Consider the following 26,542-nt stretch of genomic DNA (forward strand, 5'->3'; position numbering starts at 1 on the left):
CTCGGCAGCCGGATGTGCGAAACGGCGTGGACACTTCACGGCGTCTTGTCATGCCCCTGCCGTACCCCCACAGCAGCGCACCACCTATGAGGAGGATCCCTCACATGTCAGTGATGCGTGACTCGCGGCGCAGACTCGCCGCCGCAAGCGCCATAGCCGTCGCCGCCCTGGCTCTCGGCACCGCCGCCACCTTCCCCGCCACCGCGGCCGAGGCCGCTCCCGAAGGCGTGATCCAGAACGCCGGGGCCCCCGGGACGATCGACGGCAGCTACATCGTCACCCTGAAGGACTCCGCCCCGGCGGAGACCTCGAAGGGCCGGGCGGTCGCGGCCAAGCACGGCGCGAAGATCAAGAAGACGTACACCTCGGCGCTGAACGGCTACAACGTCGAGCTCTCCGAGGCGCAGGCGAAGAAGCTCGCCGCCGACCCCGCGGTCGCCTCCGTCGTGCAGAACCGCGTCTTCACGGTCGACGGCACGCAGCCCTCCCCGCCGTCCTGGGGCCTGGACCGGATCGATCAGCGGGCCCTCCCGCTGAACCAGAGCTACACCTACCCGGACAGCGCGGGCCAGGGCGTCACGGCGTACATCATCGACACCGGTGTACGGATCTCCCACAGCGACTTCGGCGGCCGGGCCTTCAACGGCTACGACGCCATCGACAACGACAACGTCGCCCAGGACGGGCACGGCCACGGCACGCACGTCGCCGGCACCGTCGCGGGATCCTCCTACGGTGTCGCGAAGAAGGCCAAGATCGTCGGCGTCCGTGTCCTCAACAACCAGGGCTCGGGCACGACCGCGCAGGTCGTCGCCGGCATCGACTGGGTCACGCAGAACGCCGTCAAGCCGGCCGTCGCCAACATGAGCCTCGGCGGAGGGATCGACTCCGCCCTCGACACGGCCGTGCGCAACTCGATCGCCTCGGGCGTCACCTACGCCGTGGCCGCGGGCAACGACAACTCCAACGCCTCCAACTACTCGCCGGCGCGGGTCTCCGAGGCCATCACGGTCGGCTCCACGACCAACACCGACGCCCGCTCCAGCTTCTCCAACTACGGCAACGTGCTCGACATCTTCGCCCCGGGCTCCTCCATCACCTCGGCCTGGAACACGAACGACACCGCCACCAACACCATCTCCGGTACGTCGATGGCGACCCCGCACGTCGCGGGTGCGGCAGCGGTCTACCTTGCGGACAACCCGTCGGCCACCCCGGCCCAGGTCTCGTCCGCGCTGACGAGCGCCGCCACCCCGAACGTCGTCGGCAGCCCCGGCACCGGCTCGCCGAACCGGCTGCTCTTCGTCGGTGGCGGCGGCACCACCCCGCCGCCCGGCAAGAAGTTCGAGAACACCGCGGACTTCGCCATCGCCGACAACACGACCGTCGAGTCCCCGGTCACCGTCAGCGGTGTCACGGGCAACGCCCCCTCCGCCCTCCAGGTGCCCGTGAACATCGTTCACACCTACATCGGTGACCTTCAGGTGCAGCTGATCGCCCCCGACGGCACGGCGTACACGCTGAAGGGCTACGGCACCGGCGGCAGCTCCGACAACATCAACACCACGTACACGGTCAACGCCTCCTCCGAGGTCGCGAACGGCACGTGGAAGCTGCGGGTCAGCGACAACGCCCGGCTGGACACCGGGAAGATCGACTCCTGGGCGCTGCAGTTCTGAGCGAGTACGCGTGGGACTGACTGACTGACTGACTGAACGACGAGGGGCGGTCGCCGGGTCCGGCGGCCGCCCCTCCGTCGTCGTCAGGGACGAGGAAGGGCGAGGAGCGCTTCCATGGTCTCCCTGGGGAGCGCCGGATTCGCGGCCGCCTCCCCGGACAGCTCCTCGTCTTCGAGGAGTCGAAGAACCCGGTCGGGCGGGAGGCCCGGGTTGCGGGCCGCCCCGGCACGCACGCGTGCGTCCGGATCACGTGTGAGCGCGTCCACGAGCGCCGGGTCCGCCTCCGGGTCGAGTGTGGCCAGCAGGCGTACGGCGGGGTCCTCGGCGCTCCCGAAGCGTGTCGCGAGCCCGGCGACCGGGAAGCGCGGCAGCCCGAGGAGGCGGTCGCGGTTCCTCCCTCCGTACTCCAGATAGCACCGCAGGAGCAGCTCGGCGGGGGCCTCGGGGTGATGCTGCGCGAGGACGATCCGTACGCCCGGGTCCTCGTCGGCGGCGAGGAGCTCGACGAGCTCGGCCGGCAGCTCCGGGTTGTGCGCGACACGGCGGCGCAGCAGGGGGTGCGCCGACCGGGCGTGGGAGAGGGGCGCCCGGTACGGGTCCGCGCCCACCTGAACGACCTCGTGCGGCTCGACGAGGTAGTCGACGGCCGCCCGCTCGTCCTCGGTCAGTTCGGGCCGTACGGAGACGACGGTACGGACCTCGGGGTCCGGGTCGGCCGCGAGGAGGTCCACCAGCTCGCGCGGGAGGTCCGCGCGCCGTGCGACCTCCCGACGGGTCTTGGGGTCGCCGACGCGGGCCACGTGCGCGACGACGTCCGGCGGGGTGCTGTAGTTGTGCGCGAGACACCACAGGTCGCCGTTCTCGCGCTCCCGGAGCAGCTCGTCCACGACGGACCGGGAGAGGCGGCAGTTGACGAGGACGTGACTGCGGCCGTGGCCGTGGCTGTGTGTGGTGCGCAGCCAGTGGTCCATCTCGTCCGCGTCGTCCTCCGCCGTCGCCCGGGCCAGCGCCCGCTCGGCCGAGGTGCGCACGTCCGGATCCGGGTCGGCGAGCAGCGCGGCTCTCCGCTCCTCGGACAGGTGTCCCCACACGGCGGGCCCGTACGCGCGGATCGTGGCGACCGGGTGGGTCGCGGTCGCGAGCATGAAGCGGAACGGGACCTGGCGGGAGAAGAGCAGCGACTGGAGTTCCTGGCCGTCGTAGGTCGTGTACATCCGCTCGATCACGTGGTCGGGCAGGTGCCGGGGCCACACGTCCTGCCCCGGCCCGTCGGCCAGATGCGCCCGGACGAGCCACATCTCGTCGTCGACGACCCGTCCCCGTACCTCCCCGGGCACATGCGGGTTGCGCGCGAGCGCGCCGCGCAGGCGTGGGTGCGGATGCGCGACGATCGCGTCCACGACCTCCGGGGGGAGTTCGCGGCGGTGGCGGCAGAGGGCCGACCAGGCCGCCTCGTAGGGCGGGTCGAGGAGCCGCAGGAGGATGCCGGGGGGAGCGGCCGGGTTGAGCGCGAGGCCCTGCCACGCCGCCGGTGTCCTGATCGCCGCAGATGTCATCCCTGTACCGCCCCCGCCCCCGGACCACGTACGATGCGCGCGCCTGATCGCACGTTCGTATCATCCGCCCGCACAGGAGCACCGTACTCGTGGAGCCCTCCCAGTCGCCCCAGGACTCTCAGCCGCCCCACAGAGCGTGGCCCGCTCCGGAGCCTTCGGACCCGACGGCTCCCCCGGGTGCTCCGACGGCTCACCCCGGCCCTCCGGCAGCTCCTCCGGGTGCTCCGACGGCTCCTCCGGTGGTGCCGGGGCCGTACAACGCCAACCCCTACGCCCCGTACGGGCCCTACGGTCCCGGCGCGACGGGTCCCGCCGCCTACGCCACCCCGCAGCAGACCACCAACGGTCTGGCCATCGCCTCCCTGGTCTCCGGCGTCGTCTGCTGCCTGCCGCCGCTCGGCCTGGTCTTCGGACTGATCGCCCTTCCGCAGATCCGGAAGCGGAACCAGACCGGCAAGGGGCTCGCGATCGCGGGCATCGTCCTGTCCGCGCTCAGCTCCGTCATCATGATCGTCGGGCTGGTCACCGGAGTCTTCGGCGAGGCGTGGCGCGGCTTCCAGAAGGGCGTGGAGGAAGCGGCGAGTTCGAGCTCGGCGTTCTCGCTGCGCACCGGCCAGTGCTACAACGTCGACGGCGAGATGGAGGCCGAGACCTCGGACGTCCTGGTCGTCCACTGCGACCGGCCGCACGAGGGCGAGGTCACCGGCGGCTTCAAGCTCACCGGCTTCACCACATGGCCGGGCGAGACCGCCATCGACGACATCGCGGAGAAGCGCTGCCAGGACATCGGCCAGGCGTACGCGCTGGACAGCTGGGCCTTCCCCGACGACGTCTACGACTTCTACTACATGCCGAGCCGTGCCAGCTGGCGGGCCGGCGACCGCGCCGTGACCTGCGCGTTCATCGTGGACGGCGGTGAACCGATGAAGGGTTCGCTGCGCAGCGACAAGACGACCCTCGACGCCCACCAGCTCCACTACCTCACGACCATGAACCCGATCGACGACGCGTTGAACGAGGAGCCGGAGGAGGACGCGGACGAGGATCTGGCCGGCAACAGGGAATGGGCGAGGAAGGTCCACGGTGCCCTCACCGGGGCGAGCCGGAGCCTGAAGAGCCACTCCTGGTCGCCGGCGGCTGCGCCCCGCGTCGCCGAACTGGTGAAGGAGCTGGACACCTCCGCCAAGGAGTGGGACAAACTGGCGAAGGCGGCCGACGCCGACGTCTTCTGGGAGCACTACGACGTCGCGTACGACGGGACGTACTGGGAGTCGGAGTCCGAGGCCCGCAGGGCCCTGGACCTCGCGGCGACGCTGGACTCCGGCACGTCGGCCTGAGACGTCCGGGGCCGGGGCGATGTCTCGGGTGTGCGCGTGAACAGGGGCCGGGCCTCCCTCGGGAGACCCGGCCCCGTGCACGCGCGCGTGCGGGCGCGCCGGTTGCTCAACGGCTGTGCGCTTGCCGGTGGGTCGGCGGCTGTGCAGCGCCGGTGGGTCGGCGGCTGTGCGCCCGCCGGTGGGTCGGTGTTCTGCGCCCGCCGGTGGGTCAGGGGCTGTGCGCCCGTCGGCGGGTCAGCGGTGGCCGAGTCCGCGGTCCACGGCGGTGATCAGCTCGCCGTCGGGGGTGTCCCCGTCCAGCGACCAGAACATCGCGCCGCCGAGCCCCTTGGCCCGTACGTACGCCGACTTGGTGCGCAGCACCTGCGGGTCGTCGTACGTCCACAGGTTCGTGCCGTCGAAGAGCCAGGCGTGGCCGGTGCGCCAGTCGCGGTGCACCTTGTACGTCCCCGAGTCCGCGAGCTTCTTCAGGGCCTTGTAGTCCTCGCTCCCGTTCGCCCAGGTTCCCGTCGCGGGGCCGGTCGCCGGCTGTCCGAGCCCGTCGCCGCCCCCCGTGACGCCCGTCCATCCCTGGCCGTAGAAGGGCATGCCCACCACGAGCTTGCGGGCGGGCGCGCCGCGCCGCAGCCAGTCGTTCACGGTCTGGTCGACGCTGAAGTCGCCGCTCTTCGCGAAGAGCGCCGACTGCTGGGCCGTCGTGGACTCCCAGGAGCCGTGGAAGTCGTAGCCCTGGAGGTTCACGAAGTCGAAGTCCCGCATGATCTTGGGGACTTCGAAGCCCGCGTCGATCTTGGCGGGCGCGGTCGGGACGAAGGCGGTCAGCTCGTAGTGCTTGCGCTTGCCGTGGGCCTGCCGGGACGTGGCGTAGGCGTCGAGCTGGCTGCGGAACTCCTGTACCAGGGCGGTGAAGTTCTGCTTGTCCTCCGGGCGGAAGACGGTGTCGACGTCGCCGGCGGAGGCCGGCCACTCCCAGTCGAGGTCGATGCCGTCGAAGAGGCCCGCGGCGGCTCCCGCGCCGCCACGGACTCCGTCGACGGGCAGGTTGCCCTTGATGTAGAGGTCGATGCAGGAGGAGACGAAGGCCTTGCGGGACGCGGGGGTGCGGGCCGCGTCGGAGAAGTGGGTGGACCAGCTCCACCCGCCCAGCGAGATCAGGACCTTGAGGCCCGGGTGCTTCGCCTTGAGTTCGCGCAGCTGGTTGAAGTTGCCGGCGAGGGGCTGCTCGGCGGTGTCGGCGACGCCGTCCACGGAGCCGGCCGCGTCGAGCGGACGGACGTAGTCGGCCCACGCGTCGGCCTCCCCGGGCACATTGCCGGTGAAGCACTTGCCGTCGGAACTCACGTTTCCGAACGCGTAGTTGATGTGCGTGAGCTTGGCCGCCGTACCGCTGGTCTCCAGATCCTTGACCTGGAAGTCGCGTCCGTAGACGCCCCATTGGGTGAAGTAGCCGACGCGCTTGTACGACGGGCGGCTGGTGCTGTGTGAGGCGGAGTCGGCGCCCGCGGCGGGCGCGAGTCCGGCCACGAGGCCGAGGGAGAGGGCGGCGGTCGTCAGCCGGGAAAGGGTTCTACGACGCATGAGGCTCGTTTCCTGTGCGTGTGCCGGAAGGGAGCTGTGCTCACAGGAAAGTATTGGTCTGGACCATTGAGGTCAAGACTCCGGTGGGAATCGGTGGCTATACCTGCGGTAAGTGCAGGCGTAAAGGCAAGTCATCACTTCGAGTGAAACTCTGGCCCATGCTTGCGGGTGGACACCGAGGGTTGTCAGTCTGTAGCTGTCCGTCAACCTGAGGGGAGTGTCCAGTGACGTTCGGTGAGCAGCCCGCCTATCTTCGCGTGGCGAGCGATCTTCGGGAGAAGATCGCCAACGGCTCGCTTCCGCCGCATACCCGACTCCCCTCGCAGGCGCGTATCCGTGAGGAGTACGGGGTCTCGGACACCGTGGCCCTCGAGGCCCGCAAGGTGCTGATGGCCGAGGGTCTCGTCGAGGGGCGCTCGGGCTCGGGGACGTACGTGCGGGAGCGGCCGGTGCCGCGCAGGATCGCCCGCTCCGGCTACCGGCCGCCGTCCGGTGCCAACCCCTTCCGGCAGGAGCAGGCGGCGGACGGGGCGCGCGGCACCTGGGAGTCCAGCAGCGAGCAGGAGCATGCGAGCGCTGTCGTGGCGGAGCGGCTCGGCATCGAGCCGGGGGAGCGGGTGATGCGCACGCGGTACGTCTACCGGGACGGGGGCGAGCCGATGATGCTCTCCACCTCCTGGGAGCCGCTCGCGGTCACGGGGCGGACGCCCGTGATGCTGCCCGAGGAGGGGCCGCTCGGCGGCTGCGGGGTCGTGGAGCGCATGGCGGCGATCGATGTCGTCGTCGACAACGTGGTGGAGGAGGTCGGGGCCCGCCCGGGTCTCGCGGAGGAGCTCATGGCGCTCGGTGGAGTCCCCGGCCATGTGGTGATGGTCGTCGAGCGGACGTACTACGCGTCGGGCCGTCCGGTGGAGACCGCCGACGTCGTCGTCCCGGCCGACCGCTACCGCATCGCCTACCACCTCCCGGTGCGCTGAAGAAGCCCGCCCGCCCGAGCGCCCGCCCCTGTCGGGGCGCTCTCGCCCGGGCGCCCGCCCGCCCGCGCTCTCTCGCCCGCTCCCGGGTCTGATCTTCGGCCGCCCTTCGTCAATTCCCGGCCGGATCCGTACCTCTTTGTGAAATCTCATATCCGCTGTGTAAAGGTCAGGCGTAAGGTCAGGCATATGCGGATTGCCATTTCAGGGAGATCCTTAGAGACGACCGGACCGGCGGAGGGAGATGGTCGATGACCGACAGTGGCCCTGTTCTGCCTTGGCTGGTGATACGGCAGGACGACAACGGGAACCGCTATCGGGTCGGGCGGTACGCGACGAGGGACGAGGCGCAGAAGGTCGCCGACAGTCTCGATGACCGGGGGCACAAGCAGCTGTACTGGGTGGAGCGGATCGGGCAACCCGCGGTCTGACCTACCGCGGAGCCCTCGGCCTGGGCGTACCCCCACGAGGGATACGCTCCGGCCCATGACAGAACCCCACTCCGACCACGTGGCCGACCACGTGGTCGTGGTCGCCGGAGCCGTGTACGACAGGGGGCGCCTGCTGGCCGCGCGCCGCAGTGCCCCCGCCGAGTTGGCGGGGCGTTGGGAGCTCCCCGGCGGCAAGGTGGAGCCGGGGGAGAGCGCCGAAGCCGCGCTGGTCCGCGAGTTGCGCGAGGAGCTCGGCGTCGAGACGGAGCCCGGTGAACGCATCCCCGGCGAGTGGCCGCTGAAGCCCGGCTACGTCCTGCGGGTATGGACCGCCCGCCTGCTCTCGGGTGAGCCCCGCCCGCTGGAGGACCATGACGAACTGCGCTGGCTGGCCCGTCATGAGCTGGACTCCGTCGACTGGCTCGACCAGGACCGGCCCGCGGTCGCGGAGGCGGGGCTGCGTCTGCCGCCCGTCGCCGGCGACGGGGCGCGAGGCTGAGACCTTACGCCGTTCGTGCCTCCGTGCTCCCCTTGGCCCACTCCCCGCGATACCGCGCCCTCAATTCGGGTATGTGCTGATTAACCCCCCGAAATAGGGCGTGGGCCTCCCTTCTGGTGATGGGTTGGGGAAGTGATCGTGCGTGATCGACACCGATGGCGACTGCGTCGAGTGGAACTTCCCGGCTGAGGCCAATGCCGTGCGCACCGCCCGCCACGCGGTGCGTGACACGCTCCGGACCTGGCGGATCGACTCGACGGTGGGTGACCTGACGGTCCTCCTGGTGAGCGAGCTGGTGACCAATTCCCTCCGCTACGCCTCCGGCCCCATCGGCGTCCGCCTCGTCCACCTCCATCCGGAGCCGGACGGTGACGCCCACCGCCCCGCCCTTCTCGTGGAGGTCTCCGATCCGCTTCCGGATCCGCCCACCGAACGCCCTGCCGGCCCCGAAGACGAGGGCGGTCGCGGTCTCCAGCTCGTGGCCGGTTCCGCTCGGAGCTGGGGGACCCGCAAAGACAGAACGGGCAAGACAGTGTGGTTCGAGCTGGCCCTGCCGGGTTAAGAGAGGGTTGGGACAACGATCACCGAGGGCTCGGCCGGAAATGAACGAGACCACCCTGTGATCGTGAACGTCGTGCCGTCGGGGGCCGTAGTGCTGAATACTGCGGGCATGGCCGGTCCGGTGCGGTGAGCTGGAGGGGACGGTCGCGTGAGCGAGATACCTGAGACGGCGAGCGGCTTCGTGTGGCAGAGCAGCCCGCCCGGCTCGATCTATGACTACATCAGGGTCGCCTCCTTCTCGATAGGGCCCGACGGGCTCGTCGATCAGTGGAGTCGCCGGGCCGTCGACCTCTTCGGCGTGCCTGCCGAAGAGGCCATGGGCAAGGATCCGGTCGAGGCCTTCATGCCTGCCGACCTGCGTGAACGCGGGCGGCGCAGGGTCGCCGAGATCCTCGACGGCCGTGAGTGGACGGGTCTCGTCCCCTTCCGGATCCCGGGCCAGGACCGCAGCGCGAGCCGTGACGGCATCGCCGAGATGTACGTGATGCCGAGCCGGACCACGACCGGGGAACGGGCCGCGCTCTGCATCGTCGTCGACGTACGGGCGCTGCGGCACATCGAGACCGACCTCGCCGCATCGCAGGCGATTTTCGGCCAATCCCCTTTTGGCTTTCTGCTCTTCGGCACCGACCTCACCGTGAAGCGCGCCAACCAGCGCTTCGCCACCGTCTTCGGCGGCTCGGCCGACGACCACCGGGGCCGCACCGTCCACGACTACCTCTCCCGGCCCGAGGCCGACCGGATGACGGCCGCGCTCCAGAGCGTCCTGGAGACCGGTGAGGCCGTCACCGAACTGCAGATCGTCGGCGCCCCTCCCGGCTCCACCGACCGGCGCCACTGGTCGATCAACCTCTACCGCGTGCACAGCGGCTCCGGCCGGCCCGTCGGCGTCGCCGGACTGGGCATCGACGTGACCCGCCGCCACAACGCGGCCCGTGAGGCGGCCAGCGCCCGCCGCAACCTCGCCCTCCTCAACGAGGCCGGCGTCCGCATCGGCAACTCCCTGGATCTGGAGGCCACCGCCCGGGAACTGCTCGACGTGGCCGTCCCCGGTTTCTGCGACCTGGCCTCCGTCGACCTCTACCAGGGTCTGCTGACCGGGGACGAGGCTCCGCCCGGACGGTGGGGGAGCTCCCACGACGTCGGCTACGGCGCGGGCAGCGCCGAACTGCGCCGGGTCGCCTTCGCGAGCGCGGTGTCCGACACCCCGCTCCGCAACCCCGACGGGACGGCCGGCACCGACGCCGGCGGCGGCTGTTGCGGCACCGGCCCCGTCGAGGTCGGCTCCGTCCACCGCTACCCCTTCAACTCGCCCTGCGCCGGAGCCCTCCGCACCGGACAGGTCAGAACCGTCCCCGGGGGCGAGGGCAGTCTCGTCCACTCGACCCTCGTCGTGCCGATGGTCGCCCACGACACCGTCGTCGGCCTCGTCCAGTTCTCCCGGACCAAGGGCAGCGAGCCCTTCGGGGAGCGGGACCGGGCCCTCGCCGTCGAACTGGCCGCCCGCGCGGCGGTCTGCATCGACAACGCCCGTCTCTACCGCCGTGAGCACGAGCGGGCCCTGATCCTGCAGCGCAGCCTGCTCCCGCCCGGCGACCCCGAGGCCGCAGGCCTGGACATCGCCTGCCGCTATCTCCCCGGCACCACGGCCACCGAGGTCGGCGGCGACTGGTTCGACGTCATCGAACTCCCGGGCCACCGCACCGCCCTGGTCATCGGGGACGTCATGGGGCGCGGCCTGCGTGCCGCCGTCGCCATGGGCGAACTGCGCACCGCCGTCCGCACCCTGGCCCAGCTCGACCTGGAGCCCGCGGAGGTCCTCTCCCACCTCGACGAGATCGCCCGCGGCCTCGGCGCACCCGTGGGAGCCCAGCAGAGCGCCCGCGCCCACAAGCCCCGTGGGCCGGAGCTCTCCGAGGTCTACCTCGCCACCTGCGTCTACGCCGTCTACGACCCCGTCACCCGGCGCTGCACCTTCGCCAACGCCGGCCACCTTCCGCCGGTCCTCGTCGAACCGGGCGAGAAGGCCCTGCTGCTCGACGTGCCGCCGGGGATGCCGCTCGGCGTCGGCGGAGAGCCCTTCGAAGAGGTGGAGGTCGAGCTGCCCGAGGGCGCCCTGCTGGCCCTCTACACCGACGGGCTCGTCGAGTCCCGCGACCACCCTCTCGACGAGGGGCTCAGCGCCTTCCGCAGCGCGCTCACGGACGCGGCCCGGCCCCTCGAAGACGTCTGCGACCGGGTGCTGTCCACCCTCGACACCGAGCACGGCGAGGACGACATCGCCCTCCTGATGGCCCGTATCCAGGGACTGCCGTCCGACGCCGTCGGGGACTGGCGGCTGCCCCGAGAGCCCCGCTCGGTCGGCCGGGCCCGCGAACTGGCCCGCGCCCAGCTCACCGCCTGGGACCTCGAACCGCTCGTGGACACCGTCGAACTCCTGGTCAGCGAGCTGGTCACCAACGCCCTGCGGTACGGCGAGGGCGAGATCCGGCTCCGGCTGCTCCGCGACCGGACCCTGGTCTGCGAGGTCTGGGACTCCGGACTCGTGCAGCCACGCCGCCGCCGTGCCCGGGACACCGACGAGGGCGGACGCGGACTGCAGCTGGTCGGGCTCCTCAGCGCCGCCTGGGGCTCGCGCCGCACCCCTCGCGGCAAGACCGTCTGGTTCGAACTGCCCCTGCCGGACGGCGAGGGAGCCGCCGAGCCGACCGTGGAGCAGCTCCTGAGCATGTTCTGACCGGTGCCGCGCCACCCCGCGTCCGCGCGGGGTGGGCGCTACCGCTTCAGCGCCGCCAGCCGCGCCTCGATCTCCGCGCTGTCGCCGAGCGTGTCCAACTGCTCGAACTGGGCGTCCAGCGAGGAGGCGGCCAGTTCCTGCTTGCCCATCGCCCTCGCCTCCTCGCGCCGAACCTTGTCCTCGAACCGGCTCAGCTCGCTCGTCGGGTCCAGCACGTCGATGTTCTTCACGGCGTCCATCATCCGGTTCTGTGCCTGCGCGGACGTGGCCCTGGCCACCAGCTCGTCGCGCTTCGCCCGGAGCTCGCCCAGCTTGGCCTTCATCTGGTCCAGGCCGTTCCTGAGCTTCTCCACCACCTCGGTCTGGGCCGCGATCGTCGGCTCGGCCGTCCTCGCCTCCTTCTCCGACTGGAGCTGGCGCCCCAGCGCGACCTTCGCCAGGTTGTCGAACCGGTCCGCCTCCGCCGTCTGCCCCGCGGCCCGCAGCTCGTCCCCCTTTCTGCTCGCGGCCAGCGCCTTCTCGCCCCACTCCTTCGCCGCGGCCGTGTCCTCCTGGTGGTCCTGCTCCATCAGCCGCAGATTGCCGATCGTCGCCGCGACCGCCTCCTCCGCCTCCGTGATGTTGTTGCTGTAGTCGCGGATCAGCTGGTCCAGCATCTTCTGCGGGTCCTCCGCCTGGTCCAGCAGCGCGTTGATGTTGGCCTTCGCCAGCTGGGTGACGCGGCCGAGGATGGTCTGCTTCGCCATGGTCCTTCTCCTTGAGCGCGATGAGCACGATGAGCGCGGTGCGCGCGACGAGCGCGGTGCGCGCGACGAGCACGGTGCGCGCGACGAGCGCGATGAGCCGTGAAGAGTCAGAAGCGGCCGCCGCCGCCCAGTCGGCCGCGGGTCCCACCGCCGCCGAACCGCCCGGGTCCGCCACCGAACCCGCCCCCACCGAACCCGCCCCCACCGAACCCGCCACCGCCGAATCCCCCGCCATGACCCCCGCCTCCCCTTCCTCCGCCGAACAGTCCGCCGAGGATGATGCCGCCGAGCACCGCTCCGCCGAGCCCGCCGGCGCCACCTCCCACCCCTGTTACACCGCCCAGCCCGTTCGGGTTCCCATACGTGCGGACGTCCTGCTCGGCGAGGTCCTGCGCCCGCCGGGCCAGCGCGTCCGCCTGCTGGGCCTCGCCGAGACCCGCCTGCGGGTCGCCGGCCTCCGCCAGGGCCGCCGCCTTCCCCAGCCGGCGCTGGGCCTCGGCCAGGCGCGTGCGGGCCTCGCTGCCCACGGCCCCGCGATGGGTGGTGATGTAGTCGGCCGCCGCCCCGACGGCGGAACGGGCCGTCAGCATCGTCTGGTCGAGGAGCGCACGGGCGCGCCGCGTGCCCGACTCGCGCTCCCGTGCGCCCGCCAGCGCCTCGTCGAGCGCCGCGTCGGCCTCCTCGATGCGGCGCAGCACGTCCAACGGGTCGTGGCGGCCCGCGTCCACCGTCCGCCGTACATCGGCGACGACCGCCTCCGCGCGGGCGATACGCCCCTGGAGGTCGGCGGTGGAGACCCCCTCGGCCGTGCCCTGGAGCAGTCCGCGGGCGTCGGCGAGGTCGGCCTCGGTCTCCGCGAGGGCGGTCGCCAGCCTGCCCACGGCCTCCGCCAGCTCCTTGGCGCGCCGGTCGACGGCCTCGCTCAGCCGGGCCGCCTGGTCGACCGCGCCCTCGGCCGCCCGGATGTGGACGGCCGCGACGCCGTTGTCGCCCGTCTCGACGGCCTGCCGTGCCCGGTCCAGGTGCGTCGTCGCGAACACCAGCCGGTCCTTGGCCTGTTCGACGTCGCTCGCCACCGGGGAGGCCGCGGACTCGGCGTACCGTTCCCGCATCGCGGTCAGCGCCGCCTCCGCCGTGCCGAGCCGCCCGGACTGCTCGCGGTACGCGGCCTCGACGGCGGCCAGCGCCTCGGGGGCGTCGCGCTCCAGGGCCCGCAGCCGGTCGAAGTCCTCGGTCCGGGCGTCCAGGCGCGCGTTCGCCTCGGCGCAGCGTCGGATGATCTCGTCGAGCATCGAGCGGCGGGTCGCGTCGTCCTCGGGGAAGGCGTCGTCGAGCTTCTGGCGCAGCCGGAACGCGGCCGTCAGCTCCTCCTTCGCGAACACCATCGCCTCCGTGAAGGGCCCGACCGCCTCCTCGCCGAACTGGGCGGTCGCGAAGCCGAGTTCCTCCTGGCTGGTCCGGACGGCGTCGTCCGTGGCGACCAGCGCCTGCCGGGCCTGCCGGTCCAACACCGGGAGCGTCGGCTGGGCGGGCTCCTTCGGGGCGCCCCAGCCCTGGCCGCCCGGCGGGCTCGCGCCCGCACCCGCCCCCGTACCGGCACCCGTCTCGGCTCCCGCGGCTCCTGTACCCGCTCCGGGCCGCCGGCGGCGCTTGCTCCAGGCGTACGCGGCGACGGCTCCGGCCCCGACGACGAGGACGACGGGCAGGACGAGGTCCGACCCGGAGGCGCCGTCGTCCACCGTGCCGCCGGGATCGGCGACGCCCGGGGTGATCGTGGGTGTGGTCACGGGCAGCCCGGCGAGGACCGCGTCGTAGCCGTTCGCCGCTCCGATCGCGGCGCCCGCCCAGTCGTTCTGCCGCAGCGGCGGCTCGATCGCGGTCCGGGCGACGTCGTCGAGCTGCGCCTGGGTGAAGCGGGAGCCCGGGTCGGCCGAGTAGCCGTACTGCCGGTCGTGCGTGGCCACCGCGAGCAGGAGGTCGTCGACGCCCAGGCCGTTGCGCTCGGCCGTGGCGTCGGCCCAGCTCTGGGCCGGGCGACCGGAGAAGTCCCGTACGTACACGACGAAGAGCTGGACGCGCCGGTCGTCGTAGAGCCGGTCCAGAGCCTGGACGACCGCGCCGCGACGGTCGCCGAGCGCGTCCACCGTGTCGGTGATCTGCCCCTCGCGGGACAGCACGACGGGGTCGTCGGCGCGGGCGCCGTGCACGGCGGGCACGGTCAGCCACCACGCCGCCACCAGCACCGCGAGAAGGGCTCGGGTGGCTGTTCGCGTCACATGGGGAGGTTATGTCCCGGTATGCTCGCCCGCGACCGGGCGGAACCGCCTCCTCGGCCCCGAGCGTCACTGTCAGTAGCCGCCCCTAGGGTGGTGATCACGACATCGACGATCTCGGGGGGATCAGGTGAACGGACGTGTACGCGGCTGGTGGCGGCGGGGGCGATGGATCGCCCTCGGTCTCGTCCTGCTTCTGGTCCTGCCCCTGGCAGGCAGCGCCGTCGCCCTGCGCGTCAACTACGCGGGCGACCTCCAGGACGGGACGAAGACCCGCGGCAAGGACGCGATCTGGCTGGGCCACGCCTGGGTGGACGGCCGGAAGAAGGACGCCGACCTCGCGGCGTTCGCGGCCCGGATCAAGGGGACCGGCATACGGGACCTCTACGTCCACGCCGGCCCGCTGGAGCACGACGGCACCCTGCCCGCCGCCCGCTACCCCCGGGCGGCCTGGCTGATCCAGAGCGTCCACCGCACGATGCCCGGCATACGGGTGCACGCCTGGCTCGGCGACATCCTGGCCACCGAGGGGCCCGAGGGGCTCCGTCTGGAGGACGCGGCGTCACGGACCGCCGTGGTGGGCTCGGCCCGGCAGATCATCGACGCCGGCTTCGACGGGGTCCACTTCGACCTGGAGCCTCTGCTCTCGGACGACGCGCACTACCTGTCCCTCCTCGACGACCTCGGTGAGCTGACCAGGTCCCGCAAGGTCCCGCTCTCCGTCGCCGCCCACCAGATCGACCCGCTGCCCGCCCTGCACTCGGTGAACGGTGTGGTGAGCGGCAGCGAGAAGTGGTGGTCGCAGGAGTTCTTCGGGCAGGTCGCCCGCCGGGTCGACCAGATCGCCGTCATGTCGTACGACACGTGGATGCCGCTGGAGAGCCTCTACGGCGGGTACGTCGCCCAGCAGACGAGCCTCGCCCTGGAGGTCACTCCGGAGGACACCGACCTCCTCATGGGCCTGCCCTTCTTCCACGAGGACGACCTCGGCCACCACGACTCGGCGGAGACCGTGTCGGCCGCGATCCGCGGCACCCGGCTGGGCCTGGGGCGCACGGACCGCGACCGCGAACGGTTCGGAGTCGCGCTCTACGTCGACTTCGCCGCGAAGGAGGGGGACTGGACGGCCTACCGCGAGGGCTGGCACTGACCCCGGTCCCTACCCCTCCCGCCGCCGGATCTTGTTGCCCAGCCAGACCAGCGGGTCGTACTTGCGGTCCACGGCCCGCTCCTTCAGCGGGATCAGGGCGTTGTCCGTGATCTTGATCTCCTCCGGACACACCTCCGTACAGCACTTGGTGATGTTGCAGTACCCGAGTCCGTGTTCGTCCTGGGCCGTCCGCCGCCGGTCGAGGCCGGCCTCCGCCGCCGCGTCCAGCGGATGCATGTCCAGCTCCGCGACCCGCATCAGGAAGCGCGGCCCGGCGAACGCGCCCTTGTTCTCCTCGTGGTCGCGGACCACATGGCAGGTGTCCTGGCACAGGAAGCACTCGATGCACTTACGGAACTCCTGCGAGCGCTCCACGTCCATCTGCCGCATCCGGTACTCACCCGGAGCGACCCCCTCCGGCGGCACGAACGCCGGGATCTCCCGCGCCTTCGTGTAGTTGAAGGACACGTCCGTCACCAGGTCGCGTACGACCGGGAAGGCCCGCAGGGGCGTGATCGTGAGGGTCTCCGCGCGGTCGAAGGTCGACATCCGGGTCATGCACATCAGCCGGGGACGCCCGTTGATCTCCGCCGAGCACGAACCGCACTTGCCCGCCTTGCAGTTCCACCGCACGGCCAGATCCGGGGCCTGTGTGGCCTGCAGCCGGTGGATGATGTCGAGGACCACCTCGCCGTCGTTCACCTCGACCGTGAAGTCCCTCAGGTCCCCGCCGTCGGTGTCGCCCCGCCACACCCGGAAGTGCGCGTCATAGGTACTCACTCGTACAGCTCCTCCTCGGCCAGGTACTTGACCAGCTCCTCCTTCTCGAACAGCGCGAGGAGGTCCGGACGAACGGGTTCGGTACGGGTGCGTTCGAGGGCGACGCCCTCCTCCGCCGGGTGGCACAGCAGGTTCACCGGACGCCAGGCCCGGTCCATGGACGGGTAGTCCTCCCGGGTGTGCCCGCCCCGGCTCTCGGTCCGCTCCAGCGCGGCCCGGGCCACGCACTCGCTCACGAGCAGCATGTTCCGCAGGTCGAGCGCCAGGTGCCAGCCCGGGTTGAACTGCCGGTGCCCCTCGACCCCGGCCCGCCGCGCCCGATCGCGGAGCTCGGCGATCCGCTCCAGGGCCTCGGCCATCTCGCCCTCCCGGCGGATGATGCCGACGAGGTCGTTCATCGTCTGCTGGAGCTCCTGGTGGAGGGTGTACGGGTTCTCCGCCGACGGCTCCTCCGCCGCCCCGAAGGGCGCCAGCGCCTCCGCGGCCGCCTCCGCGACCCCCGCCTCGGAGACGGCCTCGCGGGAGGCGGCGGCCGCGTACTCCGCGGCGTGCCATCCCGCCCGCCGCCCGAAGACCAGCAGGTCCGAGAGCGAGTTCCCGCCGAGCCGGTTCGAGCCGTGCATCCCGCCCGCGACCTCGCCCGCCGCGAAGAGCCCCGGCACGCCCACGGTCGCCGCGGTGTCGGAGTCGACCGCGACCCCGCCCATCACGTAGTGGCAGGTCGGCCCGACCTCCATCGCCTCCGCCGTGATGTCGACGTCCGCCAGCTCCTTGAACTGGTGGTACATCGAGGGCAGCCGCCGCTTGATCACCTCGGCCGGCATCCGGGTCGACACGTCGAGGAAGACTCCGCCGTGCGGTGAGCCGCGCCCCGCCTTGACCTCGGCGTTGATGGCCCGCGCCACTTCGTCGCGCGGCAGCAGCTCGGGCGGGCGCCGGTTGTTGTCCGGGTCCTCGTACCAGCGGTCGCCCTCCGCCTCCGTCTGCGCGTACTTCTCCTTGAAGACGTCGGGGACGTAGTCGAACATGAACCGCTTGCCCTCGGAGTTGCGCAGCACTCCGCCGTCGCCGCGCACCGACTCGGTGACCAGGATCCCCTTCACCGACGGCGGCCAGACCATCCCGGTCGGATGGAACTGCACGAACTCCATGTTCACCAGCGGCGCGCCCGCGAGCAGCGCCAGCGCGTGCCCGTCGCCGGTGTACTCCCAGGAGTTGGACGTGACCTTGAAGGACTTGCCGATCCCGCCGGTCGCCAGGACGACGGCCGGCGCCTCCAGGACGAAGAAGCGGCCGGTCTCCCGCTCGTAGCAGAAGACCCCCGCCACCTGCCCCGACCCGTCCCGCAGGACGCGCGTGACCGTGCACTCCTGGAAGACCTTCAGCCGGGATTCGTACTCCCCGCTCTCCCGGAAGTCCTCCTGCTGGAGGGCGACCGTCTTCTGCTGGAGCGTGCGGATCAGTTCGAGACCCGTCCGGTCGCCGACGTGCGCGAGGCGCGGATACTCGTGACCGCCGAAGTTGCGCTGGGAGATCCGGCCGTCCGGCGTGCGGTCGAAGAGGGCGCCCCAGGCCTCCAGTTCCCACACCCGCTCGGGCGCCTCGCGCGCATGCAGCTCCGCCATCCGCCACTGGTTGAGGAACTTCCCGCCGCGCATGGTGTCGCGGAAGTGGACCTGCCAGGTGTCGTGCGGGTTGGCGTTGGCCATGGAGGCGGCGATGCCGCCCTCGGCCATCACCGTATGGGCCTTGCCGAACAGTGACTTGCAGATGACGGCCGTCCGCGCGCCCCGCTCGCGCGCCTCGATCGCGGCGCGCAGTCCGGCGCCGCCCGCGCCGACCACGACCACGTCCCACTGCTGCCGCTCGACTTGCGCCATGTCAGAAGATCCTCGGGTCGTCGAAGGTGCCGGTGGCGAGCAGGTACACGTACAGGTCGCAGACCGCGACGGAGATCAGTGAGGCCCACGCGAGCAGCATGTGACGGGCGTTGAGCTTCCCGACCAGGTTCCACATGCGGTAGCGCACGGGATGCCGGGAGAAGTGCCGCAGCCGTCCGCCGACGATGTGCCGGCACGAGTGGCAGGAGAGGGTGTACGCCCAGATCAGCACGGTGTTGATCAGGAAGATCACGGTTCCCAGGCCCGCGTGCCCCCAGGCGTACGAGGAGTCCCGGAAGGTCAGCACGGCGTCGTACGTGAGGATCGCGGCGACCGGCAGCGCGGTGTAGAAGAAGTACCGGTGGATGTTCTGCAGGATCAGCGGGAAACGGGTCTCGCCCGTGTACGTCCGATGGGGCTCGGCGACGGCGCAGGCCGGGGGCGAGGCCCAGAATCCCCGGTAGTACGCCTTGCGGTAGTAGTAGCAGGTCAGCCGGAAGCCGAGCGGGAAGATCAGGATCAGCAGGGCGGGAGAGAGGCCCCACCAGCTGCCGAAGATCTCCCAGTTGGGCCCGCCCTGCATCGGGACGCAGTTCTCGGCCAGGCAGGGCGAGTAGAACGGCGAGACGTACGGGGCCGCGTAGTAGTCGCTGTTGGCGAAGGCTCGCCAGGTGGAGTACGCGACGAAGGCGAGCAGTCCGGCGGCGGTGGCGGCCGGCGCCAGCCACCAGCGGTCTGTGCGCAGATGGCGCGGGGCGATGGCCGCACGGGAAGGGGAGTGCACGCCGGTGGCGCGCACCCCCCTTCCTGTGGACGGCGGTTCGGTTCCTGTGGCCAAGGTCGGTCTCCTCGGGAGCGTTCCGACTGTCGGTCTCCTGAGGCCTCCAGCGGCTGCCGCTCTCCCGGAGGCCGCGGGCCCTAGGGTGCGTGCCGGTCGCGTGCGCCCAGGCCCTCGTCGTCGGTGTCCGACCACAGCGCGCTGTCGTACGGCGTGTCGGGGATGGTCACGAGGTTCTCGGGCCGGCCGGGGGCCGGTGGCGCGGTGGCGCCCCGTTCCGCCGCGACGCTGCGTTCCAGCTGTCCGACCGTACGGACCAGGTCTTCGAGGCAGCGCTTGACGGCTGCCAAATCATCCTGAACGGACATGGGTTGCCCTCACTTCCGCGAGTGCGGGTGGCGAACACGCGCCTGAGAGTGTCGCGCGTCACATCCCGCTTGTGAAGCCATGTGTACGGGATTCCACTCGTCCGGTGAGCCGCGCCGCCCGGCGGTTGGGCCGCACGGGTGGGGTTTGTCCGCCCCGCCGCCGTGTCGGCGTGGCCGGATCCGATACGTCGCTTTCAGTGTATGAGCAATAGGTGTGATCATCTCTAAATGCCATAAAACTGGACGAAGGGGTACAAGTCATGTCCCAGGTCGGCGCCCCTCGCGGGAGGACATGCTCCAGGAGCCCCCGCTCCCGCACGCTCCGCTCCGCCGCCACGCTCACCAGCGCTGTGCTCGCCATCACCGTCCTCGCCGGATGCAGCTCCGGCGACGAGGCCGACGAGACCCCGGCCGCGGCCCCGGACCACGCCCCGGCCGCCCGCGACAAGGTCGCCGACGGCGGCACGCTGAACTGGGCCGTGGACGCGATGCCGACCACGCTCAACGCCTTCCAGGCCGACGCCGACGGAGCGACGTCGCGCGTCGCCGGAGCCGTGCTCCCCGCCCTCTACACCCTCGACGAGCGCGGCAGGCCCCGGCGCAACGCGGACTATCTGGAGTCCGCGAAGGTGATCGAGACGGAGCCCAAGCAGGTCGTCCTCTACAAGCTCAACCAGCAGGCGGTGTGGAGCGACGGCCGGGAGATCGGCGCGCCCGACTTCGTGGCGCAGTGGCGGGCCCTGAACGGCCGGGACACCGCATACTGGACCGCCCGCAACTCCGGCTACGAGCGGATCGAGAAGATCGAGCGCGGCAAGGACGACCTGGAGGTACGGGTCACCTTCGCGCGGCCGTACGCCGACTGGCAGTCCCTCTTCACCCCGCTGTACCCGAAGGAGGTGACGGGGACCCCGAACGCCTTCAACGACGGAGCCCGCACCACCCTGAAGGCGACCGCAGGACCGTTTCTGCTGAAGGCCACCGACAGCAAGGCCGCCACCGTCACGCTCGTCCGAAACCCCCGGTGGTGGGGCCAGTCCGCCAAGCTCGACCAGGTCGTCCTGCGTGCCGTGCCGCGCGACGAGCGCATCGCCGCGCTGGCCGCGGGCAAGCTCGATCTGGCCGAGATCGATCGGTCGGCCGCCGACCGCATCGCCCTCGCGGTACGGGACGCCCAGGCCGGCCGGAGCGCCGGACAGCCGCTCGCACACGGCCCCGGCGCCGCGATCACCCCCTCGGCGGCCCTGAAGTCCTGGGCGCTGGCGAACGGCTCCGACGACGGCAAGGCGCAGGCCGTCCAGGCCGCGCGCGAGAAGAACCAGCAGGCCATCGACGGGTACGCGGCCGAGCAGCGGGCGCTGGGCAAGCTCGTGGTCCGCAAGTCCCTGGAGCCCGCGTACACCCAGCTCTCCCTGAACGGTGAGAGCGGCCCGCTCGCGGACGAGCGGGTACGGCGGGCGGTGGCGCGCGCCCTCGATCGTCAGGAACTGGCCGAATCCGTACTCAAGCCGCTCGGGCTGCCCGCCCGGCCCCCCGGCAGCCACCTGGCGCTCGCGGGACAGGCGGCGTACGCGGACGGCAGCGACGCGCTCGGCGGCCAGGACGCCAAGGAGGCGCGGGCGCTGCTCGCGGACGCGGGCTGGGTCCCCGGCGGCGCGAACAAGAAGCCCGCCGGGACGAAGGCCGGCAGCGAGGCCGAGAAGAAGAAGGCAGAGGAGAAGAAGAAGGCCGAGGAGAGGAAGGCCGATCAGGAGAAGAAGGCCGACCAGAAGGACAAGGCCGGCTCGGCCGACGAGGCCAAGAAGCCGGAGGCCGCCGACGCCGCCTCCGACGAAGGCCTCTACATCGTCGGCGACGACAAGCCGGGCACCGCGGGTGAGCCCGTGATCGGCGCCGGGGGCCCGGAGAACGGCACCACCGTCGTCGCCCCGGCCCCCGGGCTGCTGCACCGGGCCGCCCTGGCCGACAACGAGTCCGGCGCCCGCGCCGACGGTTCCGGCGGCACCGAGGCGAAGGCGCAGAACCCGGCCCGGCCCGACCAGGGCGCCCCCGGGGCCTACGCCCCGCGCGGCACCGCGGCCCCGGCCGTCCCCGCGGGGGCGTCCCAGGCCCTCGGCAAGGACGGCGAGCCGCTGAACCTCCGCTTCGTCCTGCCGTCGGGTCCGGGCTCGGAGTCGCTCCGCGCCGTCGGGGACAAGATCGTCCGGATGCTCGACGCGGTCGGCATCAGCACCGAGGTCACCAAGGTCGCCGACGAGAGCTTCTTCAAGGACCACATCGCCTCCGGCGACTACGACCTGGCCCTCTACTCCTGGCCCGCCTCCGCCTTCCCGGCGACCGACGCCCGGCCGATCTACGCCAAGCCCGAGGCGGCCTCGGACGGCTCCCTCCTGGTCGAGCAGAACTACTCGCGCGTCGGCACGGACCGAATCGATCAACTGTTCGATCAGGCGGTGTCCACGCTCGACGAGAAGGAGGCGCTGGACCTGGTCCGCCAGGCCGACGCCCGGATCTGGGCCGCCGCAGGATCGATTCCCCTCTATCAGCGCCCCCAGCTGGTGGCGGCCAAGCCCGAGCTCGTGAATGCGGGCGCCTGGGGCTTCGCGGCCCCGCGTTACCAGGACATCGGGTTCAAGAAGCCCGAATCCGCCAACGGTGCGGAGCGCAACACCAAGTAGGCGAAACCGCAGGTCACAACCTCAGATGCAGCTCAATTTCCTTGCCCGCCGGCTCCCCCGGCGGGCAGGATCACGTCCGGCCCCTTGACCCGGCCGCGTTCCGCACGCTCAGTGCCTCTCCTCATCCCAGTGCACCGCACCACCGAGGCGTCCCCCACGCCTCCGGCAGACCTCTCGAATCAAGGCGGGGAAGCCCCTTGCGCGGCGGCCCCGTACCATAGGACATAGCCGTGGCGCGTCCGCCCGGCGGGCGTAAGAGGAACTGACGCCGCATCCCACGATCCGAGAGAAGCGCAAGCACCCATGCCCACGCGCCACGACATCCGTAACGTCGCCATCGTCGCCCACGTCGACCATGGCAAGACGACCATCGTCGACGCCATGCTCAAGCAGGCCGGTGCCTTCGCCGCCCACCAGCAGCTCGACGACCGCATGATGGACTCGAACGACCTGGAGCGTGAGAAGGGCATCACGATCCTCGCCAAGAACACGGCGGTGAAGTATCACCCCAAGGACGGCGGGGCCCCGATCACGATCAACATCATCGACACCCCCGGTCACGCCGACTTCGGTGGCGAGGTCGAGCGCGGTCTGTCGATGGTCGACGCGGTCGTCCTCCTCGTGGACGCCTCCGAGGGTCCGCTCCCGCAGACCCGCTTCGTGCTGCGCAAGGCGCTCCAGCAGCGCAAGCCCGTCATCCTCTGCATCAACAAGACGGACCGCCCGGACTCCCGGATCGACGAGGTCGTCAACGAGACCTACGACCTGTTCCTCGACCTGGACGCGGACGAGGACCAGATCGAGTTCCCGATCGTCTACGCCTGCGGCCGTGACGGCATCGCCTCGCTGACCAAGCCGGAGAACGGCACGGTCCCCGCGGACAGCGAGAACCTGGAGCCGTTCTTCTCCGCCATCCTGGAGCACGTCCCGGCCCCGGTGTACGACGAGGAGGCGCCGCTCCAGGCGCACGTCACCAACCTGGACGCCGACAACTTCCTCGGCCGTATCGCGCTGCTCCGCGTCGAGCAGGGCGAGCTGCGCAAGGGCCAGACGGTCGCGTGGATCAAGCGGGACGGCTCGATCTCCAACGTCCGCATCACCGAGCTGATGATGACCGAGGCGCTCACCCGCAAGCCCGCCGAGGTCGCCGGCCCCGGTGACATCTGCGCCGTCGCCGGTATCCCCGACATCATGATCGGCGAGACCCTGGCCGACCCGGAGAACCCGATCGCGCTTCCGCTGATCACGGTCGACCAGCCGGCCATCTCCATGACCATCGGCACCAACACCTCGCCGCTCGTCGGCCGTGGTGGCACGGGCAAGGGCGCGGACGCCAAGTCCGCGGTCAAGCAGCGCAAGGTCACCGCCCGCCAGGTCAAGGACCGTCTGGACCGCGAGCTGATCGGTAACGTCTCGCTCCGTGTCCTCGACACCGAGCGTCCCGACGCCTGGGAGGTCCAGGGCCGTGGTGAGCTCGCGCTCGCCATCCTGGTCGAGCAGATGCGCCGCGAGGGCTTCGAGCTGACCATCGGCAAGCCGCAGGTCGTCACCAAGGAGGTCGACGGCAAGACCCACGAGCCCGTCGAGCGCCTCACGGTCGACGTGCCCGAGGAGCACATGGGCGCGGTCACGCAGCTCATGGGTGTCCGCAAGGGCCGCATGGACAACATGTCGAACCACGGCTCCGGCTGGGTCCGTATGGAGTTCGTGGTTCCGTCCCGTGGCCTCATCGGCTTCCGCACGGAGTTCCTGACCAACACCCGCGGTACGGGTATCGCCCACTCGATCCACGAGGGCCACGAGCCGTGGTTCGGCACGCTGACGACCCGTAACAACGGTTCGCTGGTCGCCGACCGCGCGGGTGCGGTCACCGCCTTCGCGATGACCAACCTCCAGGAGCGCGGTGTCCTGTTCACCGACCCCGGCACCGAGGTGTACGAGGGCATGATCGTCGGCGAGAACTCGCGCTCCGACGACATGGACGTGAACATCACCAAGGAGAAGAAGCTCACCAACATGCGCTCCGCCTCCGCCGACTCCTTCGAGGCGATCGTCCCGCCGCGCAAGCTCTCCCTGGAGCAGTCCCTGGAGTTCTGCCGCGACGACGAGTGCGTCGAGGTCACCCCGGAGGCCGTGCGCATCCGCAAGGTCGTCCTGGACCAGAACCAGCGCGGTCGCACCGCGTCGCGCGCCAAGAACGGCTGACCGAGCGGCGCTCGAACGGCACCGGGACACCGGCACCGGAACACCGGCAACGGCCCCCGCGGGATCCCCGCGGGGGCCGTTCCCTGTTGTGGAGACCCTCCTGGAACGCTCTCGGAACTCCCCGGGGACCGTCCGGCCGGAGGGGCACAGCGTGGCGAATCTGACACTTCGGATGGGCGGGAAGGCGTCAAACCGATTTCCCGTCCCGGTGTTCGATTTCCGGACGTCGCTCTCCGGAACGTGTGTTAACGGTCCGTTTCGGGGGTGTCTGTCTGTGATCAGTTTGTCCGGATTTCGGTCTCAAGGCCCTTACTGATGTTGCCAAAACGAGACCACTTAAGTGTGGTTTACAGCCCGGACGTACTTAATAGTTGGCTCCATTGAGCTCGGGTCAATGGGTCACGCACTGTGGGGAGTGTCGACTCACGAGCACACTAGGGGCACTTGAGTCCAATGCCGTCAGGGGTGTCGGCGAACTCGAAGTGCCCCCCTTGTAGTGACAAGTGGACTCATGAGGAGGAACCCATGCGCGGTGCCAAGAGCGCCAAGTGGGTAGCGGGCGCGATCGTCGTGGCCCTGGCAGCAACCGCCTGTGGCGGCAGCAACGACAAGGGTGGGGAGGGTGAAGGCAAGGCGAAGGCCGGCGGCTCCGTGAGCGTCGGTATCTCCGAGCCGAAGCGCCTCGTCCCGCAGACGACGACCGAGTCCGAGGGCTCGCAGGTGCTGGACGCGCTGTTCCGTCCGCTCGTCAGCTACGACGACAAGAACCAGCCGGTCGAGGACGCTGCTGACTCGATCACGACGACGGACAACCAGCTCTGGACCGTCAAGATCAAGCCGGGACAGAAGTTCCACGACGGCACCCCGGTGACCGCCAAGAGCTACGTCCAGGGTTGGAACTGGGGTGCCTACGGCCCGAACGCGGCCGACGGCAACTACTTCTTCGCCACCATTGACGGCTACGACGCCCTCAACCCGGCGGACCCGGACGGCGAGGAGGGCCCGAAGAAGGCCCCCGAGCCGACCGCCAAGGAGCTGTCGGGCCTGAAGGTCGTCGACGACACCACCTTCACGGTCAAGCTGGCGAAGCCCTTCGCCGACTACAAGACCGTCCTCGGCTACACGGTCTTCTACCCGCTGCCGGACGCCGCGATCGCCAACATCAAGGCGTACGAAGAGGCTCCGATCGGCCAGGGTGCCTTCAAGATCGAGGGCAAGTGGGACCACAACAAGGCGATCAAGGTCGTCAAGAACCCTGACTACACGGGCACCAACAAGCCCAACGTGGACTCGGTGACGTACAAGATCTACCAGAAGCAGGAGACGATGTATAAGGACGTCGTCGCCGGCGCCCTTGACGTCATCCCGCAGGTTCCGACCTCCGAGCTGGCCAACGCTCCCAAGCAGTTCGGTGACCGCTTCAAGTCGTCCCCGGCCTCGACCTTCCAGTTCGTGTCGTTCCCGACCTACGACAAGAAGTACTCGAAGCCGGAGATCCGCAAGGCGATCTCCATGGCCATCGACCGCGAGGAGATCACCAAGGTGATCTTCAACGACTCGCAGTCCCCGGCTCGCTCCTTCGTCTCCCCGGTCGTCGGCGGCTACCGCGACAACACCTGCGGTGAGTCCTGCAAGTTCGACCCGGCTGCTGCCAAGGCTCTCCTCGCGAAGGCCGGCGGCATCGAGGGCAACAAGATCAACATCGGCTACAACGGCGATGGTGGTCACAAGGAGTGGGTGGACGCCACCTGCAACCAGGTCAAGAAGAACCTCGGCGTCGACTGCGTCGGCCAGGCCGTCCCGCAGTTCGCCGAGCTGCTGACCCAGGTCGAGCAGAAGAAGTTCTCCGGCATGTTCCGCATGGGCTGGATCATGGACTACCCGTCCATGGAGAACTACCTCGGCCCGCTGTTCACCACCGGTGGTTCCTCGAACTACTACGGCTACAGCAACAAGCAGTTCGACAAGCTCGTCGAGGAAGGCCGCGCCGCCAAGACGCCCGCCGAGGCCATCAAGCTCTGGCAGCAGGCCGAGGACGTCCTCGTCCAGGACATGCCGGTGATCCCGCTGCGCTTCGGCAAGAACGTGTTCGCGCACAGCAAGAAGGTCGCGAACGTCGAGATGGACCTCTTCAACCGGGTCGACGTCACGAAGATCTCCAAGGCCTAACAGCCTCAGGCATCTGACCCAAACGAATAGTCGAGAACGGCGGCGGGGGGCGGGAAACCCGCCCCCCCACACAGCTTACCGTGCGGGTAACGTCACCCCCGGAACGTGGGCGCCCACAGCGGGGCCCCGACCACGGAGACGGCCCTGTACCAGGCCCAGACCC

General features: G+C 70.7%; 19 protein-coding genes. 11 read left to right on the plus strand and 8 right to left on the minus strand.

Translation table 11 applies throughout. From position 1 onward, the window contains the following. The first annotated feature begins 104 nt into the window (after positions 1 to 104). On the plus strand, positions 105 to 1,679 hold the full coding sequence (locus tag ACFVGW_RS27540) for a S8 family peptidase (RefSeq protein ID WP_385853826.1): 1,575 nt from the start codon (positions 105 to 107) through the stop codon (positions 1,677 to 1,679). An 83-nt stretch (positions 1,680 to 1,762) separates the two neighbouring features. Here the strand turns inward: ACFVGW_RS27540 and ACFVGW_RS27545 are convergent, their stop codons facing one another. Further along, complete coding sequence (locus ACFVGW_RS27545) at positions 1,763 to 3,235, minus strand: translation initiation factor 2 (protein ID WP_385853827.1); 1,473 nt, start codon at positions 3,233 to 3,235, stop codon at positions 1,763 to 1,765. A 242-nt stretch (positions 3,236 to 3,477) separates the two neighbouring features. Between ACFVGW_RS27545 and ACFVGW_RS27550 the strand changes: the two genes are divergently transcribed. Next, positions 3,478 to 4,572, plus strand: a complete 1,095-nt coding sequence (locus ACFVGW_RS27550; RefSeq protein WP_385853828.1) for a DUF4190 domain-containing protein — start codon at positions 3,478 to 3,480, stop codon at positions 4,570 to 4,572. A 234-nt stretch (positions 4,573 to 4,806) separates the two neighbouring features. Here ACFVGW_RS27550 and ACFVGW_RS27555 read toward each other — a convergent pair whose 3' ends face one another. After that, positions 4,807 to 6,150, minus strand: a complete 1,344-nt coding sequence (locus tag ACFVGW_RS27555; protein ID WP_385853829.1) for a glycoside hydrolase family 18 protein — start codon at positions 6,148 to 6,150, stop codon at positions 4,807 to 4,809. 224 nt (positions 6,151 to 6,374) lie between these two features. Here ACFVGW_RS27555 and ACFVGW_RS27560 point away from each other — a divergent pair, with 224 nt between their 5' ends. The 5 genes from ACFVGW_RS27560 (at position 6,375) to ACFVGW_RS27580 (ending at position 11,352) form a co-directional block, all read left to right on the plus strand. Further along, positions 6,375 to 7,127 carry a GntR family transcriptional regulator gene (locus ACFVGW_RS27560; protein ID WP_352192253.1) on the plus strand — a complete coding sequence of 251 codons (753 nt, stop codon included), beginning with the start codon at positions 6,375 to 6,377 and terminating at the stop codon, positions 7,125 to 7,127. Positions 7,128 to 7,375: 248 nt separating this feature from the next. Further along, a complete protein-coding gene (locus ACFVGW_RS27565) occupies positions 7,376 to 7,555 on the plus strand; it encodes an SPOR domain-containing protein (RefSeq protein WP_352192255.1) in 180 nt (59 codons plus the stop codon). Positions 7,556 to 7,610: 55 nt separating this feature from the next. After that, complete coding sequence (locus ACFVGW_RS27570) at positions 7,611 to 8,054, plus strand: (deoxy)nucleoside triphosphate pyrophosphohydrolase (RefSeq protein ID WP_383294117.1); 444 nt, start codon at positions 7,611 to 7,613, stop codon at positions 8,052 to 8,054. Positions 8,055 to 8,196: 142 nt separating this feature from the next. Next, positions 8,197 to 8,616 (plus strand): ATP-binding protein, encoded by a 420-nt coding sequence (locus ACFVGW_RS27575; protein ID WP_385853830.1) that lies wholly within the window; start codon positions 8,197 to 8,199, stop codon positions 8,614 to 8,616. 147 nt (positions 8,617 to 8,763) lie between these two features. Then, positions 8,764 to 11,352 (plus strand): SpoIIE family protein phosphatase, encoded by a 2,589-nt coding sequence (locus ACFVGW_RS27580; protein WP_383225443.1) that lies wholly within the window; start codon positions 8,764 to 8,766, stop codon positions 11,350 to 11,352. A gap of 38 nt (positions 11,353 to 11,390) precedes the next feature. On the opposite strand, the gene ACFVGW_RS27585 is transcribed toward ACFVGW_RS27580, so the two are convergent. Together ACFVGW_RS27585 and ACFVGW_RS27590 are read right to left on the minus strand one after the other, a co-directional pair. Continuing rightward, positions 11,391 to 12,098 (minus strand): PspA/IM30 family protein, encoded by a 708-nt coding sequence (locus ACFVGW_RS27585; protein WP_385853831.1) that lies wholly within the window; start codon positions 12,096 to 12,098, stop codon positions 11,391 to 11,393. A 107-nt stretch (positions 12,099 to 12,205) separates the two neighbouring features. Beyond that, positions 12,206 to 14,374: a TPM domain-containing protein gene (locus tag ACFVGW_RS27590; RefSeq protein ID WP_385853832.1), complete on the minus strand. Its 2,169-nt coding sequence runs from the start codon at positions 14,372 to 14,374 to the stop codon at positions 12,206 to 12,208. A gap of 127 nt (positions 14,375 to 14,501) precedes the next feature. On the opposite strand from ACFVGW_RS27590, the gene ACFVGW_RS27595 reads away from it, so the two are divergent. After that, entirely contained in the window at positions 14,502 to 15,521 is a 1,020-nt protein-coding gene (locus ACFVGW_RS27595; RefSeq protein ID WP_385853833.1) for a hypothetical protein, read from the plus strand. A 9-nt stretch (positions 15,522 to 15,530) separates the two neighbouring features. On the opposite strand, the gene ACFVGW_RS27600 is transcribed toward ACFVGW_RS27595, so the two are convergent. The 4 genes from ACFVGW_RS27600 to ACFVGW_RS27615 form a co-directional block, all read right to left on the minus strand. Next, positions 15,531 to 16,301, minus strand: coding sequence for a succinate dehydrogenase/fumarate reductase iron-sulfur subunit (locus ACFVGW_RS27600; RefSeq protein WP_385853834.1), 771 nt, complete (start codon positions 16,299 to 16,301; stop codon positions 15,531 to 15,533). After that, complete coding sequence (locus ACFVGW_RS27605; RefSeq protein WP_383310367.1) at positions 16,298 to 18,181, minus strand: fumarate reductase/succinate dehydrogenase flavoprotein subunit; 1,884 nt, start codon at positions 18,179 to 18,181, stop codon at positions 16,298 to 16,300. The genes ACFVGW_RS27600 and ACFVGW_RS27605 overlap by 4 nt, the downstream gene beginning before the upstream one ends. 1 nt (position 18,182) lies before the next feature. Then, positions 18,183 to 19,019, minus strand: a complete 837-nt coding sequence (locus ACFVGW_RS27610; protein ID WP_352192264.1) for a hypothetical protein — start codon at positions 19,017 to 19,019, stop codon at positions 18,183 to 18,185. Between the two features lie 80 nt (positions 19,020 to 19,099). Further along, positions 19,100 to 19,327, minus strand: coding sequence for a hypothetical protein (locus ACFVGW_RS27615; RefSeq protein WP_352192265.1), 228 nt, complete (start codon positions 19,325 to 19,327; stop codon positions 19,100 to 19,102). 260 nt (positions 19,328 to 19,587) lie between these two features. On the opposite strand from ACFVGW_RS27615, the gene ACFVGW_RS27620 reads away from it, so the two are divergent. From ACFVGW_RS27620 to ACFVGW_RS27630, 3 genes are all read left to right on the plus strand, one after another. Further along, a complete protein-coding gene (locus ACFVGW_RS27620; protein WP_385853835.1) occupies positions 19,588 to 22,005 on the plus strand; it encodes an ABC transporter family substrate-binding protein in 2,418 nt (805 codons plus the stop codon). A 303-nt stretch (positions 22,006 to 22,308) separates the two neighbouring features. Continuing rightward, positions 22,309 to 24,210, plus strand: a complete 1,902-nt coding sequence (gene typA, locus ACFVGW_RS27625) for a translational GTPase TypA (RefSeq protein ID WP_383225459.1) — start codon at positions 22,309 to 22,311, stop codon at positions 24,208 to 24,210. Positions 24,211 to 24,735: 525 nt separating this feature from the next. Then, positions 24,736 to 26,379 carry an ABC transporter substrate-binding protein gene (locus ACFVGW_RS27630; RefSeq protein WP_383571163.1) on the plus strand — a complete coding sequence of 548 codons (1,644 nt, stop codon included), beginning with the start codon at positions 24,736 to 24,738 and terminating at the stop codon, positions 26,377 to 26,379. Positions 26,380 to 26,542 lie beyond the last annotated feature (163 nt).

This window comes from Streptomyces sp. NPDC127129 (assembly GCF_042671585.1).
GTDB lineage: Bacteria > Actinomycetota > Actinomycetes > Streptomycetales > Streptomycetaceae > Streptomyces.